This is a genomic window from Propionivibrio sp., from assembly GCF_016790145.1.
Classification (GTDB): domain Bacteria; phylum Pseudomonadota; class Gammaproteobacteria; order Burkholderiales; family Rhodocyclaceae; genus Propionivibrio.
Genome location: NZ_JAEUOI010000073.1, coordinates 1 through 21,195, shown reverse-complemented (window position 1 = coordinate 21,195; position 21,195 = coordinate 1). Strand labels below are relative to the sequence as shown.

The 21,195-nt window shown below is 59.8% G+C and carries 15 protein-coding genes; 10 read left to right on the top strand and 5 right to left on the bottom strand.

Features of this window, described 5'->3' with window-relative positions:
- Positions 1 to 195 precede the first annotated feature (195 nt).
- Positions 196 to 990: a peroxide stress protein YaaA gene (yaaA, locus tag JNM42_RS06435; protein WP_294267826.1), complete on the bottom strand. Its 795-nt coding sequence runs from the start codon at positions 988 to 990 to the stop codon at positions 196 to 198.
- Here yaaA and JNM42_RS06430 point away from each other — a divergent pair.
- The 4 genes from JNM42_RS06430 to JNM42_RS06415 all read left to right on the top strand — a co-directional run bounded on the left by JNM42_RS06430 (position 983) and on the right by JNM42_RS06415 (position 7,547).
- The gene (locus tag JNM42_RS06430) at positions 983 to 3,076 is read left to right on the top strand and encodes a site-specific recombinase (RefSeq protein ID WP_294267824.1); all 2,094 of its coding nucleotides are present in this window, start codon (positions 983 to 985) and stop codon (positions 3,074 to 3,076) included. The two genes, yaaA and JNM42_RS06430, sit on opposite strands and share 8 nt — an antisense overlap.
- A 136-nt stretch (positions 3,077 to 3,212) precedes the next feature.
- Positions 3,213 to 4,586, top strand: a complete 1,374-nt coding sequence (locus JNM42_RS06425) for an IS1182 family transposase (RefSeq protein ID WP_294267822.1) — start codon at positions 3,213 to 3,215, stop codon at positions 4,584 to 4,586.
- 325 nt (positions 4,587 to 4,911) lie between these two features.
- The gene (locus JNM42_RS06420) at positions 4,912 to 6,087 is read left to right on the top strand and encodes a DUF2863 family protein (protein ID WP_294267820.1); all 1,176 of its coding nucleotides are present in this window, start codon (positions 4,912 to 4,914) and stop codon (positions 6,085 to 6,087) included.
- 86 nt (positions 6,088 to 6,173) lie between these two features.
- Positions 6,174 to 7,547, top strand: a complete 1,374-nt coding sequence (locus JNM42_RS06415) for an adenosylmethionine--8-amino-7-oxononanoate transaminase (protein ID WP_294267829.1) — start codon at positions 6,174 to 6,176, stop codon at positions 7,545 to 7,547.
- A gap of 104 nt (positions 7,548 to 7,651) precedes the next feature.
- Here JNM42_RS06415 and JNM42_RS06410 read toward each other — a convergent pair whose 3' ends face one another.
- Entirely contained in the window at positions 7,652 to 14,989 is a 7,338-nt protein-coding gene (locus JNM42_RS06410; RefSeq protein ID WP_294267818.1) for an EAL domain-containing protein, read from the bottom strand.
- 202 nt (positions 14,990 to 15,191) lie between these two features.
- Here JNM42_RS06410 and JNM42_RS06405 point away from each other — a divergent pair, with 202 nt between their 5' ends.
- The 6 genes from JNM42_RS06405 to bioD are packed head-to-tail and all read left to right on the top strand — an operon-like array spanning position 15,192 to position 19,410.
- On the top strand, positions 15,192 to 15,455 hold the full coding sequence (locus JNM42_RS06405; protein ID WP_294267816.1) for a hypothetical protein: 264 nt from the start codon (positions 15,192 to 15,194) through the stop codon (positions 15,453 to 15,455).
- Positions 15,452 to 15,856: a PIN domain-containing protein gene (locus JNM42_RS06400; RefSeq protein ID WP_294267814.1), complete on the top strand. Its 405-nt coding sequence runs from the start codon at positions 15,452 to 15,454 to the stop codon at positions 15,854 to 15,856. Before JNM42_RS06405 ends, JNM42_RS06400 begins: the two co-directional genes overlap by 4 nt.
- 33 nt (positions 15,857 to 15,889) lie before the next feature.
- The gene (gene bioF, locus JNM42_RS06395) at positions 15,890 to 17,056 is read left to right on the top strand and encodes an 8-amino-7-oxononanoate synthase (RefSeq protein WP_294267812.1); all 1,167 of its coding nucleotides are present in this window, start codon (positions 15,890 to 15,892) and stop codon (positions 17,054 to 17,056) included.
- Positions 17,053 to 17,934 (top strand): alpha/beta fold hydrolase, encoded by an 882-nt coding sequence (locus JNM42_RS06390; RefSeq protein WP_294267810.1) that lies wholly within the window; start codon positions 17,053 to 17,055, stop codon positions 17,932 to 17,934. Before bioF ends, JNM42_RS06390 begins: the two co-directional genes overlap by 4 nt.
- A 1-nt stretch (position 17,935) precedes the next feature.
- Positions 17,936 to 18,718: a malonyl-ACP O-methyltransferase BioC gene (bioC, locus tag JNM42_RS06385; RefSeq protein ID WP_294267808.1), complete on the top strand. Its 783-nt coding sequence runs from the start codon at positions 17,936 to 17,938 to the stop codon at positions 18,716 to 18,718.
- Positions 18,715 to 19,410 carry a dethiobiotin synthase gene (gene bioD / locus JNM42_RS06380; RefSeq protein ID WP_294267806.1) on the top strand — a complete coding sequence of 232 codons (696 nt, stop codon included), beginning with the start codon at positions 18,715 to 18,717 and terminating at the stop codon, positions 19,408 to 19,410. Before bioC ends, bioD begins: the two co-directional genes overlap by 4 nt.
- 26 nt (positions 19,411 to 19,436) lie before the next feature.
- Here bioD and JNM42_RS06375 read toward each other — a convergent pair whose 3' ends face one another.
- The 3 genes from JNM42_RS06375 to JNM42_RS06365 form a co-directional block, all read right to left on the bottom strand.
- Positions 19,437 to 19,757 carry a CcdB family protein gene (locus tag JNM42_RS06375; RefSeq protein WP_294267805.1) on the bottom strand — a complete coding sequence of 107 codons (321 nt, stop codon included), beginning with the start codon at positions 19,755 to 19,757 and terminating at the stop codon, positions 19,437 to 19,439.
- Positions 19,758 to 19,766: 9 nt separating this feature from the next.
- Complete coding sequence (locus tag JNM42_RS06370; protein WP_294267803.1) at positions 19,767 to 20,021, bottom strand: type II toxin-antitoxin system CcdA family antitoxin; 255 nt, start codon at positions 20,019 to 20,021, stop codon at positions 19,767 to 19,769.
- Between the two features lie 242 nt (positions 20,022 to 20,263).
- Positions 20,264 to 21,195 (bottom strand): HD domain-containing phosphohydrolase (locus tag JNM42_RS06365; protein ID WP_294267801.1); only part of this gene is annotated, 932 nt, incomplete at its 5' end.

The window sequence follows — 21,195 nt, the reverse complement described above, 5'->3', positions numbered from 1 at the left end:
CCACCGGCACAAACCGCCACCGTTTACCATCATGACGGCGGAAGCCGCCAATCAGCTTCTCGGCCTGGTATGACAAAACCATCTCTCGTCGAAGCGAATAGGTCGGGTTAGGCCGCCAGGCCGTAACCCGACGTCTCAGGCCGAGGATTCAGTCGGGTTATGCTATCGCTAACCCGACCTACTCGCTCCGGCCTTCTACATGGACTGATTTGACCGGCGACGAAATACCCAGCGCGTTGCAGTCGATGCCTCGGCGGCAAAGGTGTAGCCCTCGACCGAAAACTTCTTCAACTTTTCCGGTACCGTGATTCGCTTGACCAGTGCAAAACGCGCCATCAGCCCGCGCGCACGCTTGGCGTAGAAGCTGACGACCCTGAATTTCCCCGCCCCTTCACTACCAGTCCAATCCTCGAATACCGGCTGGATCACCGGCACGGCAAGTTTTTTCGATTTCACCGACTTGAAGTATTCCTCCGAAGCCAGATTGACCAGCGCCGCGGCCTTGACTTCAAGCAGCGCCGCATTCAGCGCATCGACAATGCGTTCGCCCCAGAAGGCATAAAGATCCTTGCCGCGCGGGTTGGCCAGATGGGTGCCCATCTCCAGGCGGTAGGCTTGCATCAGATCGAGCGGGCGCAGCACGCCGTAAAGCCCGGAGAGAATTCGCAAATGCCCCTGCGCGAAGCGCAGGTCGGACGGCGCCAGCGTTGCGGCGTCGAGCCCTTCATAGACATCGCCGTTGAAGGCCAGAACCGCCTGTTTGGCGTTTTCCGGCGTGAAGGGCAGTGCCCAGTCGGCATAGCGTGTGGCGTTCAGTACCGCGAGCTGATCGCTGATGCCCATCAGTTTGCCGAGCGCACGCGGCGATACCTTGCGCAGCCGTTTGATCAGCAATTGCGCTTGATCGAGAAATTGCGGCTGCGTCGCGTCGGCCAGCGTCGGCGGCGTCTCGAAGTCAAGGGATTTGGCGGGGGAAAGTACAATGATCACTTTATTCATCCAGGCCGAAAAAATTCCGGAACAATTGTTTGTTAGGATTGTACCCGACCCGGCCACCCCGCTTGCCGCTCCCGGAAACATAAACACAATGGAAGAACTCCTTGCCTGCTTTGCTGCCCCGGACGCCGATCCGACGGATTTGTTCGCTAGGCTGATCGATGAAATCAGGCCGCGCCGGGCCACCGACTTTGAAACGGCGAAACGTAACCTGCAAGCGCTGTGCCACATCCTTGGCTTGCACCCTGAGTTGCGTCAGGCCGTCCGCGAAAAACTCGCCGAACTGAGCCACACCCATCGCCACTCTGAGCTGTACACCTCGACCGGCATCCTGCCCAATACCAGCTTTCTGTCCGAATGCATCCGCCGCATCGGGCACACGATTCTCCCCGAAGCGCTCGACAAGGATCTGCTGCGCACCGCGTTGCGCAGGATTTTTCATCAACCGAGCGACGGCCGCTGGGTGAGCGGCGTCGGCGAGCAGGCGTGGCTGGAGCTCGACGAAGCACTGCATTTCGATGAGAGTTCTGCATCGCCTGAAATGCCGCGTGCGATTGCTGAAATCATCCGTTCCTTGCGCGTCATTTCCTACTGGATCGCCGCATTCGGCATGGAGCCCGAACTGCTGCGACTCGACCGCGCTCTCGAAACCTACGAATCGCCCTTTGTCACACAGAACGAAGAGCTGATCGCCTATATCGACGCCTATCCCGGCGCCTGGCGCAAGCCGGATGCCGCCATCAGCGACGACAGGCACCTGCGCGTCCTGCTCGACCAATGCCTGCAAGTCATCGAAAAGATACGCAAGCGCGCGGCCCGGGACGGCACCAGCATCCGCCTCACCTATCATGTGCAGCGCCTGCAACAACTGATTCTGCGCTGTGAGCAACTGCTCGACATTCTCGACAGGCTGCGCCAGGACCCCGACGGACAATCGGCCTACCCGCCCATCGTTCACCTGTTTATCCGACTGATCCGGGATGAATGTCAGCGGAACAACCTGCGCCAGCACTGGCGCCGCAACACCGATCTGCTCGCCCTGCGCGTCACCGACAACGCCAGCGCCCACGGCGAACACTACATCACCGCAACACGCAACGAATATGGCGACATGGCGCGCTCGGCGGCTATTGGCGGCTTCATCATCGCCTTCATGGCCTGCTTCAAGATCCTGCTGGCCAAGGCCGACATGCCGCCGCTCACCGGCGCCATTGCCTATTGCCTCAATTACGGGCTGGGTTTCTGCCTGATCCACATCGTGCACGGCACGGTCGCCACCAAGCAACCGGCGATGACCGCCAACGCCATTGCCGCCAGCATCAGCCAGAGCGGCGGAAAACTGCGCGACCTCGAGGTACTGACCGGCCTCATTGCGCGTACCGTGCGCAGCCAGATCGTCGCCATTCTTGGCAACATCCTCGTCGCCATCCCGCTCGCCGGGTTGATCGCCTATGCCGTTTTCAGCCTCGGCGGCGAGCACTTTGTCAGCCCTTTGAAAGCCATCCATCTGCTTGAGGAGCAAAGCCTGATTCACAGCGGCGCCGTAGTCTACGCCGCCATCGCCGGCGTTTGCCTGTTCCTCGCCGGACTGATCAACGGCTACTTCGACAATTTTGCGGCCTACAACCGCATCCCCGAGCGCATCCTGCAACTCGGCTGGCCAAAACGAGTCTTCGGCGAAGCGCGCATGCAAAGCGTATCGGCCTATATCGGCGACAATCTCGGCGCCCTGTCCGGCAACTTCATCTTTGGCTTCCTGCTCGGCGGTACCACCATCTTCGGCGTTCTCTTCGGCCTGCCCATCGACATCCGCCATGTCGCGTTTTCATCGGCTTTCGTCGGCATCGCCTTCGTCGGTCTCGACTTCTCTGCGGATCACTGGTTGCTGCTTTGGGCAGCACTTGGCGTCGCCGCCATCGGCTTTATGAACCTGACGGTCAGCTTCACCCTGGCGCTCGACGTCGCTCTGCGTGCCAGACATGTATCGGAAACCCCGTGGCGAATGATCGCCGGCGCCATCCTGCGCCATCTGCTGCAACACCCGAGAGATTTTTTCCTGCCGCCGAAGAAAGAGGTTTAAGGAAACGCTGAAAAATCCGTCACACCGGCGCACCCCAGGAGTGTTTGAGCCCTAGCAGCCTGTCGGACTTAAAAAGTGTTGCGCTGCAAGTCTAAAATATGCTATAGTCATTCCTGTGAAAATTTCAGGGCTGACCATGTCCAACTTCATTGTGACCGACCGCAAGACCGACTATCTGCTTCCGCCCTCGGTGAGTGACTGGCTGGGTGAAGATCATCTGGCACGGTTTGTTGTTGAGGTGATCGACCAACTTGATTTATCCAATCTCACTCGTCAGTACGCAGGTCGAGGCTCAAAGGCGCACCATCCGGCGACGTTACTGGCGATCCTGGTCTATGGCTACGCCACCGGCGTCTTCTCCAGTCGCCGACTGGAGCGGGCGACCTATGACTCGGTCGCCTTCCGCTACATCGCCGCCAACAGCCATCCCGATCACGACACCCTGGCGACCTTCCGCCGACGCTTCCTCGACGAACTGGCCAGTCTATTTGTGCAAGTGCTCGAGTACGCGCAGGAGTTGAAGCTGCTCAAACTGGGCACCGTGTGCCTTGATGGCACCAAGATCCATGCCAATGCCTCGCGCCACAGTGCGCTCTCGCATGGGCATATCGAGAAGTTGGAAGTCCAACTCCAGGCCGAAGTTCAGGAACTGCTGGCGCTGGCCGAACAAGCCGATCAGGCCGACCTCCCGGACGGCGTCAGCCTGCCCGAAGAAATCAAACGCCGCGAAGACCGGCTGGCGGCCATGGCGAAGGCCAAGGCCAAGATTGCCGCCCGCGCCGCAGAGCGCTATGCGCAGGAGAAGGCCGAGTACGACGAGAAGATGGCGCACCGTGCCGCCAAAGAGAAAGACACCGGAAAGAAACCGGGAGGCCGGGTGCCCAAGGCTCCCGAACCGGGGCCGAAAGACAGCGACCAGATCAATCTCACCGACGAAGAGTCGCGTATTATGCCGGTCGCCGGAGGCGGCTACGAGCAAGCCTATAACGCTCAGGCAGCGGTCGATGCCGCCACGATGCTGGTGGTGGCCACGGGCGTCACGCAAGCACCCAACGACAAAGAGCAGGTCGAACCGATGCTCAAGACGCTCGATGCGCAGGCCGAGACCTTGGGCGCCGTGGAGCGGTTGATGGCGGACACCGGCTACTCCAGCGAGACGAACATCAAGGCGTGTGAGGCGGCCCACATTGAGCCGCTGATCGCCGTGGCCAAAGAAGAACACCATCCGGGCTGGCGTGAGCGCCATAGCGAGCCCGCCGCTTTGCCTGCCGAGGCCACGCCAATGCAGGCGATGGCGCATCGCTTGAAGACAAAAGCGGGGCGGGCGGCTTACGCCTTGCGCAAGCAGACGGTCGAACCGGTCTTCGGGATCATCAAGTCGGTCATGGGCTTTCGGCAGTTCTTGCTACGCGGACTTGAAAAAGTCACCGGTGAGTGGTCTTTGGTTTGTCTTGCGTGGAATATAAAGCGCATGGCCGTATTGCGCCCAAATTGGGCAGGTAGTCCGTAAAATCTGGTAAAAAAAGGGGGAAATCGGATAATGCGTAACTATATGGCATATTTTGAGATTAAATAGGCGCTCTGGGTTCTTTGGCCCGCCAAGAGCTAACTCAAGTCCGACAGGCTGCTAGGCCCTGTCACCTTCGGGGCAGAAGCCGGTGTCCAGTGCCTTGGCTTTCCTGGCTCTGCATTCCCTGCGGTCAGATTCCGGCTTTCGCCGGAATGACTGTGGACTTTCAGAACAAATTTTGCGTGGGCCGGATACGATCAAGCAAGCAAGGCCACTCGTCGTCTTGGTACAATAGCCGATTGTCTCGCCCTGCAGGTTCACCATCATGAAACGCAATCGACTCTCCTCGCGCAAGCGCATATCCGCCGACGCCACCGAACTGGGCCGACTGGCGACCGGCCTTGCCGAGTCCGGCGGCATGCTGGAAGATGAGTTCTGGGAAAGGCAACTCTCGGAACTCATAGATAAACTGCTGCACGAGGGCGCCGAAGATGACCTGAACGCTTCGCTGGACCGCCTCTTCGACTCGCACGCCGTGGCGCACGACAGCCTTGCCGACCTCATCGAGTCGCGCGCCGAATCCTGCCTGCTCTCGCATCAGGGACACGAGTACGACATCCTGTTGTTCAATGTGCCCGTGCTCGCCTGGTCACGCTTTTCGATCCCGGCCGGAACAATCCCCAGGAGCACGCTGCAAACACTCAAGGTTCATCTCGGCGCGCACGTTTTTTCAGCGAGCGCCCAGATGGCCCTGGCGGATTACCTGTACAGCCCGGACCAGTTGCCGCGCAGCTTTGTCGATACCTGGCAGTTGATGCGCGATCTGGGGAGCGCGGCGCTGTGCAACAATGCCTTGAAACTCGACGTGACCACGCTGCCTGAAACCAACCAGTTTCTCTCCGACACGCGCTATCTGATCGGTGCCATAGCCGTACCGCGCGGCATGCCGCTGTTCCGCTGGAATGAGTCGAAAAGCTGCACGCGTGAAACGGCGCTCAAGGAATGGGTCAAACAGGGCGGGCCCTGCCTTGAACCCCTGCTCACCGGCTGCGCATTCCAGACGCTGCTCGCCGATTCCTATCATGCCGCCTGCCGCACCGCCGACATGGCCTCACGCCCTTACTCGGTGCACGCCTCGGTGGCTTTTCTGCAGACCACCCTGGGCCAGCCGGCCGAAGCATTGCGCGCCGTCATCGGCGGCTTTCACGACAAGCGGCTGGAAGAATACCGTATCGCTTTCGGGCCGCGTGGCGGCAATACGATTTTTCACGGTGTCATCTGGCCCCTGCTCGGTGCCGAAGATGAAACAAGCGACGTGGTCGGCGAGATTGAAAGCCTGCTGCGCGAATCCGGAATTAAGGAAATCCTGGTGCACGGCCAGCAGTTCCCCTATGAGTTCTGCGACGACTGCGGCGCACCGCTCTACCCGAACATCGAGGGCGATTCGGTGCATGCCGAAATGCCGGAGCAGAACAACGCGCCCTCGCAGACCTTGCACTGATCCGGCATAGCATGGCGTCCGCCATGGGAATTTCCTCCAGGACCTAAACCGACCTGCGAGGCATTGACTTGGATTTGTCTTCATTGATTACTCAAACAAGCAACACCGATCTCCTGCAACGCAGCCTCAACGCCGTCTGGCACCCATGCACGCAGATGAAGCAGCATGTGAGCAACGATAGCGGTTCGCTGCCGCTGATACCCATCGCCCGGGCAAAGGGCGTCTGGCTCTACGATTTCGATGGCAGGCGCTATCTCGATGGCATCAGCTCGTGGTGGGTCAATCTGTTCGGCCACTGCAACCCGCGCATCAACGCAGCGCTGCGCGAACAGCTCGAAGAACTCGAACACGTCATCCTGGCCGGCTTCACGCACCGGCCGGTGGTCGAACTGTCGGAACGCCTTTCGGCCCTGACCGGCGGCGGATCGGGGGAAAGACTGGGCCATTGTTTCTACGCCTCCGACGGTGCCTCGGCGACCGAGATTGCGCTCAAGATGTCCTTCCACGCGTGGCGCAACCGTGGGCGCAGCAGAAAACAGGATTTTCTCTGCCTCGAAGGCAGCTATCACGGCGAGACGGTCGGGGCGCTGGCGGTGACCGACGTGGCGATTTTCAGGGACGCCTACGCGCCGCTGATCCGCCCGGCCGCGACCGTGCCATCGCCCGACGCCCGCCGCGCCGAAGCCGGCGAGTCGGCCCTCGATGTCGCACGCCGCGCCGCTGCAGCGCTCGAAACCCATCTCGAAACCCATCACGAAAGCATCGCCGCGCTGATCGTCGAGCCGCTGATCCAGTGCGCCGGCGGCATGGCCATGTACGACCCGGACTACCTGCGCCGCGCACGCGCGCTCTGCGATCGCTTCGAGGTGCTCCTCATTTGCGACGAGATCGCCGTCGGCTGCGGCCGTACCGGCACTTTCTTCGCCCACGAGCAGGCCGCTATAAAACCGGATTTCCTGTGCCTCTCGAAAGGCATCTCCGGCGGTTACCTGCCGCTGTCCATCGTGCTCACCACCGATGCGGTCTATGGCGCGTTTTACGAGGACGCCACGGCACGCGGCTTCCTGCACTCGCACTCCTACACCGGCAACGCGCTGGCCTGCCGTGCTGCGCTGGCAACGCTCGACATTTTTGCCGATGACAAGGTGCTGGAAGCCAACCAGGCGCGCGCCGAAAAGCTTGCCGCCGCACTGGCACCACTCGGCCAGCACCCGCAGGTCAAACACCTGCGTCAGCGCGGGATGATTCTCGCCTTCGATGTTGAAAGCGCAGACCCGCATTTCTCCCGCCGCTTTTACCGGGCGGCGCTTGCGCGCGAAGCCCTGATCCGCCCGATCGGCAACACCGTTTATCTGATGCCGCCGTACATCGTCAGTGATGAAGAAATTGCTCATCTCGGACAAGCGACAAAAGAAGCGCTGGAAGAGGCTGTGACGGAATCGATGCAGGCTGCCGAGTAGTCCTGAAATCCTCTCCTCTACGCTGAGCTTATCCGAGTGTTGTATCAATACTCCCTGACCGGCAACACCGCCTTTGCCCGCACTCGTATTTTCTCGCGCTGTGATCAGGCACGCCTCGCAAACTCCTCAAATTCCATTAAAGGTAGCGGACGACTATACAGATATCCCTGATAGGCATGGCAGCCTTGGCGAGCGAGAAAATCTCTCTGTGCCTCGTTTTCCACGCCTTCCGCAATAACCGCCAGCCCCAGACTCTCGGCAAGAGCGATGACCATCTTCGCGATGGCGGCATCGTCGGGGTCGGTGAGAATGTCACGGACGAACCCCTGGTCAATTTTCATCTGATCAAGAGGCAGGCGCTTAAGATAAGAGAGCGAAGAGTAGCCCGTGCCAAAATCGTCAAGTGAGAAGCCCACGCCTTTAGCTTTCAGCGCGTTCATCTTGGCGATGATGTCTTCCACATCGGTAACTAGAAGACTCTCCGTCAACTCCAGTTTGAGTCGCTGTGGGTTCGCTCCGGTATGCTCAAGAACGGCCAGAACTTCTTCAACAAACTTCGGCATCCTGAATTGCCGCGCGCTGACATTCACCGCGATCGTCAGCTCGGCCATCTCCGGTCGGCCGGCCCAGATCGCCAATTGGCCGCAGGCGGTATGCAGTACCCAGTGACCCAAGGGCAGAATCAAGCCAGTTTCCTCAGCCAGAGGAATGAAGTCTGCAGGCGATACGTAACCGCGTTCGGGATGCTTCCACCGCAACAGCACTTCGGCCCCGGTCAGCCGACCCTCGCCAACGACCTGGGCCTGGTAGTGCAGCAGAAAATGATTATTGAAAACAGCGTCACGTAAATCTGCTGCGAGCGCCGCACGACTCGAAACCGCCGCTTGCATCATCGGGTCGAAAAAGCGCAGGGTGTTGCGGCCAGCCGATTTCGCCTGGTACATGGCCAGATCGGCCCTTTTCAGCAACTCATCTGTCGATTCGTGCGTATCGGCGAATAGCGTGACACCGACGCTTGGCGTGCTGTGATAAATGCCATTAGCAAGTTGATACGGCTGCCGCAGTGTCCCCATGATTTTATCTCCTGCGCTTTCAGCCTGCGTTGCAGCCACCAATGGGTCTACGCTCAGGGCTTCCAATACCACCACGAACTCATCGCCGCCCAGTCGGGCCACGGTATCGCCGTCGCGCATGCAGCCGCTCAGACGCTGGCCGACCTGTTGCAGCATCAGGTCGCCAACGTCATGGCCGAGGGTATCGTTAAGGGTCTTGAAATCATCGAGGTCGATAAAGAATAGTGCACCATGGCTCTTGGTGCGGGAACTTGTCGCGAGTGCGTGCTGTAGGCGATCATGCAGAAGCCTTCGGTTTGGCAAGCGGGTCAACGGGTCGGAGAACGCCAGCACCTGGATTTGCTCCTCGTTTTTCTTTTGCTGGCTGATGTCGGAAGCAGTGGAAACGTATCGGGCCACACGTCCTTGGGTATCTCTTACAACGCTGATGGAAACCGATTCGGGATAGATCTCGCCGTTCTTGCGCCGGTTCCAGATTTCCCCCTGCCAGCGGTCATCACGGGCAATGCACTGCCACATCTCGTGGTAGAAATTACTGTCATGGCGGCCCGATTGCAGAATACGTGGATTCAGGCCGATCACCTCGCTTTCTGCGTAGCCGGTGATCTTGGTGAATGCACGGTTCACCGCCATGATCGAACCCTCAGGGGTGGTAATGATGACGCCCTCCGCAGCACTTTCAAACACTGCAGCCGCCTGCCGCAGCTCGTCCTCCATGCGCTTGCGATCGGTTATGTCAAGCATCACGCCGACCAGACCGCCCACCGTGCCATCGGCCCTGGTGAAGCTTGCTTTATGGAACATCACGTCGCGCATTTCGCCATTGGCGAAGTGGACCGGACTTTCGTATATCTGGAACCCCGGCCGGTCGAGAATCTCGCGGTCGGCAGCGAGATACTTGTCGGCCAGTTCCCTGGGAGCGATATCGTGGGGCGTCTTGCCGATCAGTTCGCTGGCTGGCTTACCGACAAAGGCTTCGAACGCGCTATTGCAACCGAGATAGCGAGCCTCGGCATCCTTGTAGAAAACCGGGCCAGGAATCGCTTCGATCAACTGCTTAAGGAAATGAAGTTGCTGTGACAGTTCCGCCGTACGATCGGCTACACGCACTTCCAGTTCAGCGTGGCTCCGGCGCAGTGCCACATCCGCATGCTTGAAGTCAGTACGATCTTCGATGATCCAGATGGTACCCTGGGCCGTTTGTTCCGGGTTGGCGACGTAGCCAATCACGTTGACCCACAGCGTCTGGCCGTCACGGCGTTGCAAGTAAAGCTCGACGTGAACCGGTCGCCCGGTGGAAAAAAGGGGAAATGCCTTTTGGCCGAGTGCTTCATAGTCTTCCTGCGAAGGAAACAAATCGCGAGTCGGCAGGCCAAGGCCTTCATCTCCAGGGTAACCGAACATCTCGCTGAACCGGGGGTTATAGCGGGTGATTTTTTGATCGTGGGTGAACAGGATGGCGACCATCGAGTTGTGAATGAACGCCTCCAATTCACGTACGGTGTCGGTCAGCAAGTTCTCGTTATGCCGTCGTTCGGTGATGTCCTCGACCAGAAAAACGCTACCTTTGGTGAGGTCGTGGACATCAATTGCAATGCCGGTGACATGGGTAAGAATGGACTCGCCGTCTTTTCGTAGATAATCGTGTTCGCCAACGTACACTCGCCCTTCGCGTAATACGGTTTGGTAGACTGATCCCATGAACTGATAGTCCTCGTCGCTAGCAAACATTATTCGCGTTTCGCGTCCGTACAACTCTCCTGGCGCATAGCCCAGCATCCGTTCCAGCGCCGGGTTGGCCTGACGAATGATGCGCTGGCCCTCGGCGGAGCGTGCGACAACAACGATGCCCAGTAACGCGTTATCGAGGATCAATTCCAGCTCGGTCAAAGCCTGGTGGAGTTGGGCCTGGGCACTTGTCCGTTCGGCTACCTCAGCCGAGAGCGCCTGGGTTCTTTCGGCAACCCGCTTTTCCAGTTCGGCATAAAGGCTGGCATTGTCCAGCGATATCGCCGCCTGCGAGGCCAGAAGTTCCAGCAGGGCGACCCGGCTCGCGGTGAACGCTCCGACCGTCAGACTGTTTTCGAGGTAAAGCACGCCGACCAGCCTGGCCTGCTTGACCAGCGGCAGGCAAAGTAGAGAGCGCACGCCGGACTGCCGCAGGTAGTCGTCCTTGGCAAACCCCTCGTCCGCAGAGGCATCGTCGAGCAAGGCCTGCTGATGCGTACTCATGACAAAATTGAGAACCGAGATCGGCAAATCGTTGGCAACAGGCGGCGACTGGCGGAGAACGACCTCGATGCGGTCACGATGGGTCGTCGCTTCGGCGGCGACGATCGGGTTTTCGCCGCGAACCATGATCAGCAGGCCCCTCTGCGCTCCGGCCTGCTCCAGCACGATGGTCAGCAGCTTTTCGATCAACCGGTCCAGCACCACCTCGCTGGACACGGCCTGAGAGGCTCTTACCACGCTCACGACGTCCAGGTCGTGCAGGCGCTGGCCAAGAACGGGGTGGGTAGCGGCCGCGGAAACCTCCAGACCGGGATGGTGACGGTCAATATCGGCAACCTTGGCCAGCGCGCCCCAGCGCTGGTAGCACTCCCGAGCATTTCGAAGATAGATGTCGGCAAAACTGTCGAACCCGATCCTGCGCCAGAAGCGGGACGCAATCTCGTTCGCCAGCCCTTCCTCAACCGGCGAACCGTTCTCGCGAGCAGTCCGGATGGCCTCCTCGTAGAAGCGCATGGCCTGGCCTTCCTCGCCATCGATGCGGGCAGCCTCGCCGGCCACCAGGGCACGTCGGGCGGAAAAATTTTCCGGGCAGTACTTGGTCAGCAAATCCAGTTTGCACAGTTGCTCGGTCAGCCGCCTCCGGTACTCCTGTTGTTGCGGCGGATCGGCTTCGTCGTAAAGCGCCGCAAGGGTGAGTGCCAAATAGAAGTGATGGGCAAATTCGCAGGCCATCGCCATGACGCTACGCAACGAGATGGCGGCCAACTCGGCAGCGCCCAGCGCCTCGGCATGATGGCCGGCGAGGAAGAAGCTCATCTGCTCGAGGATGTGTCCAGTGACGATGCCGATCTGAAAACCTCCTTTGGCCAGTACAGCGGAACAGGTTTCCCACTCTGAAACGCCTTCCTGGTTCTGACCCTGGGAAACGCTCGTCCCAGCCAGGCCCGAGGCGAACAATTCCACAGCCCTCGCCGTGTGATAGGCCCAGGTGTTGCCATTGCCATAGGCAAAGGCGGCATACTTGCGTGCGGTTTCGACAACCTCGTCGAGAGGGTCGCCCTTGTCCAGTCCCAGCCAGGCCAGTGCGATGGCGCCTAGCCCCGCATACACGAGGTTGCCCACCTCCAGACTGACGACGAAGGCCTGTTCGAGGAATGTCTGGCTGGTTGAGAACGGCCGCCGGGTATTGTTGACGAACGTGCCATGGCGATAGAGCAACACCGCACGCAGCCGGGGATTGGGAATCCGTTCATTGAGCGCCAGCGCCATTTCAGAGAAGGCGAACGCCGCCGGTGCATCTTCGAATACTCCGGCCAGCAGGATGCTGTAGGCGCTGTAAGCGCCGCAGGTGTCGGCGGTGTTGCCGTGTCGTAGCGACAGGTTGAGGGCTTTCAGCAGGATCAGCGGCCAAAGGCCTGGGCGGGCAATGTAAACGCAGGGTGAGGCGTCGACCAGAATGCCGAGCATCGCCTGGATATCCGCATCGTCGATCGGCGGCGCGTCCACCAGAGCATCAATGCGGCGCCCATCCAGCAGCGCCGGCACAAGACTTCTCTCGGCTTGTATCGCTGCAACGATGTCTGCCTCGGTGGCCGGGAAAGTCATGCCGAATAGCGCCAGTCCGCCAAGTGCCGTGTCCACAGCGTCTGCGAAACGGCCGGCAAACTGATACAGGCTCATGCGCAGCCGAAAGACCCGTGCCCGCTCGTGACGCGAACGTGACTTTTCGAGCAACTGCTTGAACAGCGCGTCGGCGCGGTCGAGATGGCCGCTAAGGTATTCGCACTCCGACAAAGCCAGAACGATGTCATAGCTCTCGGCGTAATCCGTTTCCCAGGCGTCCTTCGGTAGCAGTGCTTCGGCCTGAATCAGGTAAGTGCGCGCTGAGGCATAGGCGGTGGACGCCTTGGCTTTTCGGCCCGCGCGGACGTTCAAGCAGCGTACGGCCTTCCGCTCGCTGGGCGTTGTCAGCAGAGCAATGCCCCGGTTCAACTGATTGACGATGTCGAACACCGCGTCGTCGTTGCTGTCCGCGAGCGAGCGGGCGGCCAGCAGGCGCCCGACGCGCAGGTGCTCGGCGGGGCTGGACGCCTCGGGAATCAGTGAATAGGCGGCTTCCTGAATCCGGTCATGGGCAAAGGCGATGGTATTGGCCTCGCGGTGCACGAGACCCGCCGACAGGGCTTCATGAATGTCAGCCTCAAGTAATTCGGACGAGGTTCCGGCGATCAGGGTGAGCACGTCGAAGGTGCTGCTATTGCCCAGACTGGCCAAATGGGATAACGCGGTGCGGGTCTGCGGCGCCAGGCGTCCCAGTTTGCTGACCATCAGTTCAACAACGTTGTCGGAATAGCCCTGGGCGCGAATGGCGTCGATGTCAGGCTGCCAGGCCTCCGATTCGACGTCGAAAACAAGCAGCCGCTCCTCGTGCAGGCTAGCCAGGAACTGGATGGAAAAGAAGGGGTTGCCGGCCGTTTTGTCGTGGATCAGCCGAGCCAGAGGCGCCGCCCGCGCGACGTCGCAGACCAGGGTGTCGGCGACCAGATGGCCGAGGTCGTCGACAGAGAGGGGGCCCAGAACAATGTCTTCGATTCTCACCCCGCCTTTACGCAGGGATTCGATCGTCAACATCAGTGGATGGGTCGCGCCGACCTCATTGTCGCGGTAAGCGCCTATGAGGAGTAGATGACGGACGTCGGGGTGGGTAATCAGGTGGTTCAGCAGTACCAGACTAGCCGGGTCAAGCCACTGCAGATCGTCGAGAAACAGCACCAGGGGATGGTCGGCGGTGGCAAACGCGCGGACGAACTGGCGAAACACGACGTGAAAACGGTTACGCGACTCGGTGGACGAAAGCTCCGGGATGGGCGGCTGAGCGCCGATGATGAATTCGAGTTCGGGGATCAGCTTCAGGATAAGCTGACCGTTCGGTCCAACTGCCCGCTGGATGGCATCCGCCCAAGCGGCGATCTCGGCCTTGCCGCGCATCAGAATCTGGCGCACCAGCCCCTGGAACGCCTGCGCCAGGGTGGCGTAGGGGATGTCGCGCTTGTGCTGGTCAAATTTCCCGGTCCCGAACAGGGCGCGCGGCAGGACCATTTCCTTGTGCAGTTCGTTCACCAGGGACGACTTGCCGATACCGGAATAGCCCGAAACCAGCAGCAGTTCAGGCTCACCTGAGGTTACCACGCGATGGAAGGCGGCGAGTAGTGCTCCGGTTTCACGCGCCCGCCCGTAGAGCTTTTCAGGAATGGTCAGGCGAACGGAAACGTCGTGTCGGCCAAGGGGAAACGGCGTCACCGTTCCGCTGGCTTCGAGGGCGGCCAGACAATGCATCAGATCGGCGGCCACTCCCGCAGCGGTCTGGTAGCGCTCGCCGGCGGTCTTGGTCAACAGTTTCATCACGATATCCGAAACCATGTGCGGCACGCCGTTTACCCGCTCCGCAAGAGGCGGTGGCACGCGGGCGATATGGCTATGGACCCATTCCGCCGGATCGACGGCCTGGAACGGTCGATAACCGGCGAGCAACTCGTAGCAGGTGACGCCAAGGGAATAGAGATCGGCTCGCGAATCCACGGAGCAGTTCATCCGTCCGGTCTGTTCGGGAGCCATATAGGCAAACGTGCCGACAAGCGTCTCCAGCGGGCGAGTGGGTTGAAACTGGCGGGGAACACGCGAAGCGAAGCCGAAGCCGGTCAGGTGGACGCGACCGGTGTCAGTATCGACGAGGAAGTTGGGGGGTTTGACATCCCTGTGTACCAGACCTTTTTGGTGGGCCCTGCCCAGCGCCGACGCCAGCGCCGACGCGAGTTTCAGGAACCGTAGCAAATCCATCGGCTGGCCGCATAGACGATCAAGAGGCTCACCCCCGGGATCCGCCAATGCCAGCAAGGGGCGTCCTTTAAAATGTACCAGGGCCAGCGGTTTGACCGCCCATTCGGGTTCGAGCTGATCACGTAGCGCGTATTCGTGATCGAGTTGCCCCACAATCTTCCGTGCAGCCACATCGTTCACCGGCAGGAGAACAAGCACCGGCAATCCGTCGGGTCCATGGCCTCGCCAGCGAGCCAACTCTCCAGAATCGGCCAATAGCTCCGTCAACTTGTAGCCGGCTACAACGGTAGTTCTGGCCATAGGAGCCTTCACTAAATAATGTTTAGCAGAACCATCATTTACTCTAATTGCCTGACGAGACGGGTGATGGCATCCCTCGTTTCATTGTAGCAACTGGACTAGCAGTTGCCTACATCGAACAATCGTTATGCGGCAGGTTTCCCTTGCGCGCGAAACCATTCTGTATTACCGTTAATACAATTTCAGCCGCCATTGAATCGCCATGACAACCACCGTCCGTATTCCCGATCGTCTCGAACAGATGCTCGCGCAGTATTGCGTCGAAACGCGGCGCAGCAAATCCGGGGTCATCATTGAACTGCTCGAACAGCGCTTCAGCAGCGAACCAGCAGCCAAATCGCCCTATGAAATTGCCTGTGAAGCCGGTTTCATTGGGTCATTTGCCTCTGGAAAAACCAGCACCACCCGCTCCAAAGAACTCGTCAGGGTCGCCATTCGCAAGAAACACGGGCGTGAGGCCGCGTGACTGTTTTGCTGATCGATACCGGCCCACTGCTTGCCTTGGCCGACAAGCGGGATAAAGCCCACGAGCGCTGCACCCGGTTCCTGAAGGATTATCGCGGCCGACTGCTCACGACCTGGGCCGTACTCACTGAATTTTCCCACCTGGCGCCAACGGCGGCCTCGACATTGCCACTTTACTGGTGGATCGAGCGTGGCGGGCTGGAGGTGATGCCGCTCGGCAAGGAAGAATTGATCACTGCCATCGACTGGATCAGCCGTTATGCCGAACAACCGCTGGATCTGGCCGATGCCTCGCTCGTCGTCGCCGCACTGAAAACCGGAAGCGCCACGATCTGGTCGCTCGATCGCAAGGATTTTGAAACGTACCGCCTGCCAGGTCGAAAACATTTTCGGTTGATTTGAATCCCTGATAACTTTTACGCCCACTACCCATCGATGTCTGAATCCATCCTTCACGCAGAACTTGCCGCTCAACTGGCTCAATTGACCGCTGATGGCCTCAAGCGCCGCCGACGCACGCTCGATGCGCCCTGCGGCCCGCTGGCGCGCGTCGATGGCCGCGACCTGATCAGCTTTTGCAGCAACGACTATCTGGGGCTGGCCAACGATCCCGCGCTGATCGAAGCGGCCTGTGCCGCAGCCAGAACCTGGGGTGTCGGCAGTGGAGCCTCGCATCTGGTGAGCGGTCATCAGACGCCGCACGAAGCGCTGGAAATGAAACTCGCTGCCTTTACTGGCTTCCCTCGCGCCCTGCTGTTTTCCACCGGCTACATGGCCAACCTCGGCATCGTTCCGGCGCTGGTCGGGCGTGGCGACGCGATATTTGCCGACAAGCTCAACCACGCCTCGCTGATCGATGCCGTGCAGCTCGCGCGTGCCGAAAGCCAGCGCTATGCGCATGGCGACCTGGCCGCACTCGAACGCCTGCTCGCGGCCAGCCCGGCTAAACGCAAACTGATCCTCACCGACGCCGTTTTCAGCATGGACGGCGATCTGGCACCCCTGCCCGGACTACTCGAACTGGCCGAACGCTTCGATGCCTGGCTGGTGGTCGACGATGCGCACGGCTTCGGCGTACTCGGCGCGCAGGGTCGCGGCAGCCTGGCCCATTTCGCCATTCCAGCCGCCCAGCGCATTATTTACATGGGCACGCTGGGCAAGGCCGCTGGCGCCTCGGGTGCTTTTGTCGCGGCCCATGAGGCGGTCATCGAATGGCTGCTGCAGCGCGCCCGCAGCTATATTTTCACCACCGGATCAAGCCCGATCATGGCCTGCGCGCTGGCGTCCAGCCTTGAACTGATAGCGCACAGCGACGCCCGCCGTGCGCATCTATGGCAGCTTGCCACACAACTGCGCGACGGGCTGGCCGGCACCCGCTGGCAACTACTGCCTTCACCGACAGCCATCCAGCCGGTTATCATCGGCGACAATCACGAAACCCTGCGCGTTGCCAACGCGCTCTTCGAACGCGGACTGTGGGTGCCGGCCATCCGGCCACCGACCGTCCCCAAGGGAACGGCCCGGCTGCGTGTTTCACTGACGGCGGCACACAGCACCGAGCAGGTGACACAGCTTGTCGATGCCCTGTGCGATCTGGCATGAGCACGCTGAACGTCGAACGGGTTGGCCACTTCAGCGGCCACGGCAGCGATCTCGCCCTGATCCACGGCTGGGGAATCGGCAAGGCTGTCTGGCAACCGGTGATCGAAGATCTCGCGCGGCGTTTCCGTGTGCATCTGCTTGACCTGCCAGGTTATGGCACCCCTGAACAGCGCATGGATAAACGATCCTGGCCAGGGCAAGGCCCGCAGGCGCATGAACAAACAGCCTGCGGGGATGTCGAAAGCAGTTCGCCATTTGATGCACTCACCCACCTATACTCGTGCGACATGCCTTCCTTCATCGACACCGCCGCAGCACTGGCCGACACGCTGCCCAAGGGCTGCATCCTGTGCGGCTGGTCGCTCGGCAGCCAGCTTGCCATGCAGGCCGCCGTGCTGCGCCCCGACCATTTTTCGCGACTGATCCTGGTCGCCAGTACGCCGCGCTTTACACAGGCAGACGACTGGCCGCACGCGCAAACCCCGGCGCTGCTGGACGCTTTCGAGGCGGCGGTCGGCGAAGATCCCGGCACCACCCTGAAACGCTTCATCGCCCTGCTCAATCAAGGCGATACCCAGGCCCGCGCAAATGTCCGCACCCTGGCGCACGGCCTGTCGGACAGCAAATTGCCGGACGCGGCAACGCTCATTCAGGGCCTCGGCTGGCTACGCGATGTCGACCTGCGGCAACAGCTCGCAGCCATCGCGCTGCCGACACTGCTGATCCACGGCGAAAACGATCCATTGATGCCACTTCCCGCCGCGCAATGGCTGAAGGAACAACTGCCGCACGCGCAGCTCGAAATCTTTGCCGGTGCAGCGCATGCCCCCTTTCTCAACGACCCGGAACGTTTTGCCCGGCTGTTCGGCGATTTCTGACATGCCTTTGCCTTCGATCAAGCAACGTATCCGCGAGTCATTCGAGCGTGCAGCCACCACGTACGACGCCGCCGCCGTGGTTCAGCGCCAGGTCTGTGATCGTCTGCTCGAAGCGTTCGATCTTTCAAATTGTTCTGCGGACATTCCGACGCGCATTCTCGACGCCGGCTGCGGCACCGGCTACGGCGCGCGCCTGCTGCGCGCACGCTGGCCCGCCGTGCATATTACCGGGGTCGATTTCGCACCGGCCATGCTCAGCCTGGCACAGCGCGACACCGATGCCTGTTTTGCCGCCGACATCGAGGAGTTGCCCTTTGCCGAGGCCAGTTTCGACCTGTGGTGGTCGAGCCTGACCATTCAATGGTGCGCCATCGACACGGCCTTTGCGGAAGCGGCGCGGGTGCTCAGGCCATGCGGCCGGCTGGCGCTCAGCACGCTCGGCCCGGAAACTTTCAATGAATTGCGCTTGGCATTCTCCGGCGTGGACCAGCACCGCCACACCCTGCCCTTCAACGAGCCGGACTATGTCGAAAGAGCGTTGGTCAATGCGGGTTTTGGCCGCATCGTCCTGCGCCGCGAAAAACACACCGTACATTACCCCGACCTGAAAACCCTGCTGCGCGCCGTCAAGGGCATCGGTGCGCACAATGTCGGCGAGGGTGCGCGCAGCGGGATGATGGGGCGCCACGCCTGGCAACAGGTGGAAGCGGCCTACGAGCAACATCGCCAGGCCGCCGGCCTGCCGGCAAGTTATGACGTCATTTTAGGCTACGCAATCAAATGAATACGTCGACTACACCCGCCTGGTTCGTAACCGGCACCGACACCGAAGTCGGCAAAACCTTCGTCACCTGTGCCTTGCTGCTTGCACTGCGCGAGCAGGGCATCAAGGCTATCGGCATGAAGCCGATCTCCGCCGGAACCGATGCCGATGGCAAAAACGACGATGTTGAACAACTGCTTGCCGCTGCCGGTGTCGACGCCCCGCGCGAACTGGTCAACCCCTACCTTTTCCAGCCAGCGATCGCCCCGCATATCGCGGCGGCTGAATCCGGGCGCCGCATCGACATCGAAAACATCGTCGCCGCCTGCGCAAGCCTTCGCTCAATGGCCGATGTCGTGCTGGTCGAAGGCGTCGGCGGCTTCTGCGTTCCACTCGGCCCGCACTGCGACACCGCCGACCTGGTCGAAAAGCTCGGGCTGCCGGTCATCCTCGTCGTCGGCATGCGCCTGGGCTGCATCAACCACGCGCTATTGAGTCAACAGGCCATAGCCGCTCGTGGTCTGAAGCTGGCTGGCTGGGTCGCCAACCGCATCGACCCGGAGATGTCCCGCTTCGAGGAAAATCTGGTGGCACTGAAGGAACGCCTTGCAGCACCGCTACTTGGCGTCATTCCAGCGAAATGCACGCCGGAAAAAGCGGCGAAACTGATCAGGCTTCCCGATCAATTCATTTCGGGTATCCTTATTCCGTGATTGACATGCAGCAGCAAACTTCCAGTCTATCTCCAGGATTGAGTCAGCAATTCATCGAGGGAATCCATAATACGGCGGCCTTCCTGACTCAAGGAGTCTACATATTCACCCAGTTGCTCGATTGGAACTGACACTATTTCAAGAGGATGCAGGACAACCTGAACCTTCTCGATTTTGAAAGAGGGATTGAATCGCGAGTTGCTTACCTTCCCAAGAACAGACTTTCGTACCAAGGGCACAACCACCCGCCGACGATAACTGTCATACATGGATGACTGGACAATCACTACGTAGGGGATGGTTTCCCTGTGCTTTCCTGTATTTCTATGCACATCGTATTGAGCCATGACTTGGGGTCAAAGCGATGAATACTCATCAGCAAATGATCCAAACTTGCCGTTGAATTCGTTCCACATGGAAATGGTTTGATCAAGAGCCTTGGCATTTGAAATACGCTGCTGACGTTTGAGTTCTACATAGTCAACAAGTAGCGACTCGACCACGCAGGAGAGGTTATTGGTCAGGCCGCGTACTTCAAAAACCAAATCTTCATTAAGTGTCAGATTTACCGGACGCTTCCGGGCTTCACTATTGGCTGTAGCTGATTTCATGGAACACCTCCAATGCGCATTATATGCGCATTGTCTGGCTTTGCGCTACAAACATGACACGACAACTTGAATGAATACTCCACCTGGAAACTACCTGCTTGTTTGTGACATTCGGAGGGTTTTTATGGTGGTACCGGCTACGTCCGGCAAGAGTCGAACCTGGACAAGTGGATGAGTATCCCAACAACATAGTGCATTACAAACGCGTTAATCAATCACCAATTTCGAATAGCCATCATTTTCTAAATGTTCAGTACTTCTGCATCCTGATACTGCGCATGAATGCCCAGGACATCATCCCAGCAAGCAATGAATGCGTCGACACAGGCCGGATCGAAATGCCCGCCGGCACCATTGCTCAGGTAGTCCACGGCACGCTCGGTCGGCCAGGCTCTTTTGTAGGGTCGCTCGGAAGTTAGCGCATCAAAAACATCTGCGACCGCCACGATGCGCCCGAACAGAGGGATAGCATCGCCGACTACGCCATAAGGGTAACCCGAGCCATCATACTTCTCATGGTGCGAGATCGCGATCGAAGCGGCCGCCTGAAGAATCCTCGACGCACTCTCCTTAAGCAGTTCGTAGCCTAGCGCCGCATGGGTCTTCATCACCGCAAACTCTTGCACCGTCAAGGCGGCAGGTTTGAGCAGGATGAAGTCGGGAATGCCTATCTTTCCCACATCGTGCATCGGTGCTGCTTGCAGAATCAGTTGCCGATGCTCGTCGGACAAGCCCAGCCGTCCGGCAATCAGGTGAGAATAATGCGCCATGCGCTGGATATGAGCGCCGGTCTCCGGATCACGAAACTCTGCCGCGCGCGAGATGCGGAACAAGAGTTCCTGTTCCCGCACATGAATCGCCGCCGTCGCCTTTTCAACTTCATCGGCCAGCCAGGCCGCCTTGTCGGCCAGCTTCCTCCGGCTGGCGCCCAGCGCGAGCATATTGCGCACCCGGGCAGAGAATTCGATGCGGTCCACCGGCTTGGTCAGGAAGTCGGTCGCCCCGCTCTGCAAGGCCTCATAACGAACGTCCTTGTCGTCATTGGCCGTGATCATCAGAATCGGCACCTCTTCCCTGCCGGCGACCGCACGCAGACGCGAGATGAACTCAATGCCGTCCATCGCCGGCATCATGTAATCGACGACAATCAGATCGGGCTGGTTTTCCGAACACC

Bases quoted from the DNA above. Each gene is read 5' to 3' on its own strand.
- bioC (WP_294267808.1), top strand. From the start codon at position 17,936: ATGCCTTTGCCTTCGATCAAGCAACGTATCCGCGAGTCATTCGAGCGT.
- JNM42_RS06410 (WP_294267818.1), bottom strand. From the start codon at position 14,989: ATGGCCAGAACTACCGTTGTAGCCGGCTACAAGTTGACGGAGCTATTG.
- JNM42_RS06370 (WP_294267803.1), bottom strand. From the start codon at position 20,021: ATGAAATCAGCTACAGCCAATAGTGAAGCCCGGAAGCGTCCGGTAAAT.
- JNM42_RS06420 (WP_294267820.1), top strand. From the start codon at position 4,912: ATGAAACGCAATCGACTCTCCTCGCGCAAGCGCATATCCGCCGACGCC.
- JNM42_RS06405 (WP_294267816.1), top strand. From the start codon at position 15,192: ATGACAACCACCGTCCGTATTCCCGATCGTCTCGAACAGATGCTCGCG.
- bioD (WP_294267806.1), top strand. From the start codon at position 18,715: ATGAATACGTCGACTACACCCGCCTGGTTCGTAACCGGCACCGACACC.
- JNM42_RS06425 (WP_294267822.1), top strand. From the start codon at position 3,213: ATGTCCAACTTCATTGTGACCGACCGCAAGACCGACTATCTGCTTCCG.
- JNM42_RS06375 (WP_294267805.1), bottom strand. From the start codon at position 19,757: ATGGCTCAATACGATGTGCATAGAAATACAGGAAAGCACAGGGAAACC.
- bioF (WP_294267812.1), top strand. From the start codon at position 15,890: ATGTCTGAATCCATCCTTCACGCAGAACTTGCCGCTCAACTGGCTCAA.
- JNM42_RS06430 (WP_294267824.1), top strand. From the start codon at position 983: ATGATCACTTTATTCATCCAGGCCGAAAAAATTCCGGAACAATTGTTT.
- JNM42_RS06390 (WP_294267810.1), top strand. From the start codon at position 17,053: ATGAGCACGCTGAACGTCGAACGGGTTGGCCACTTCAGCGGCCACGGC.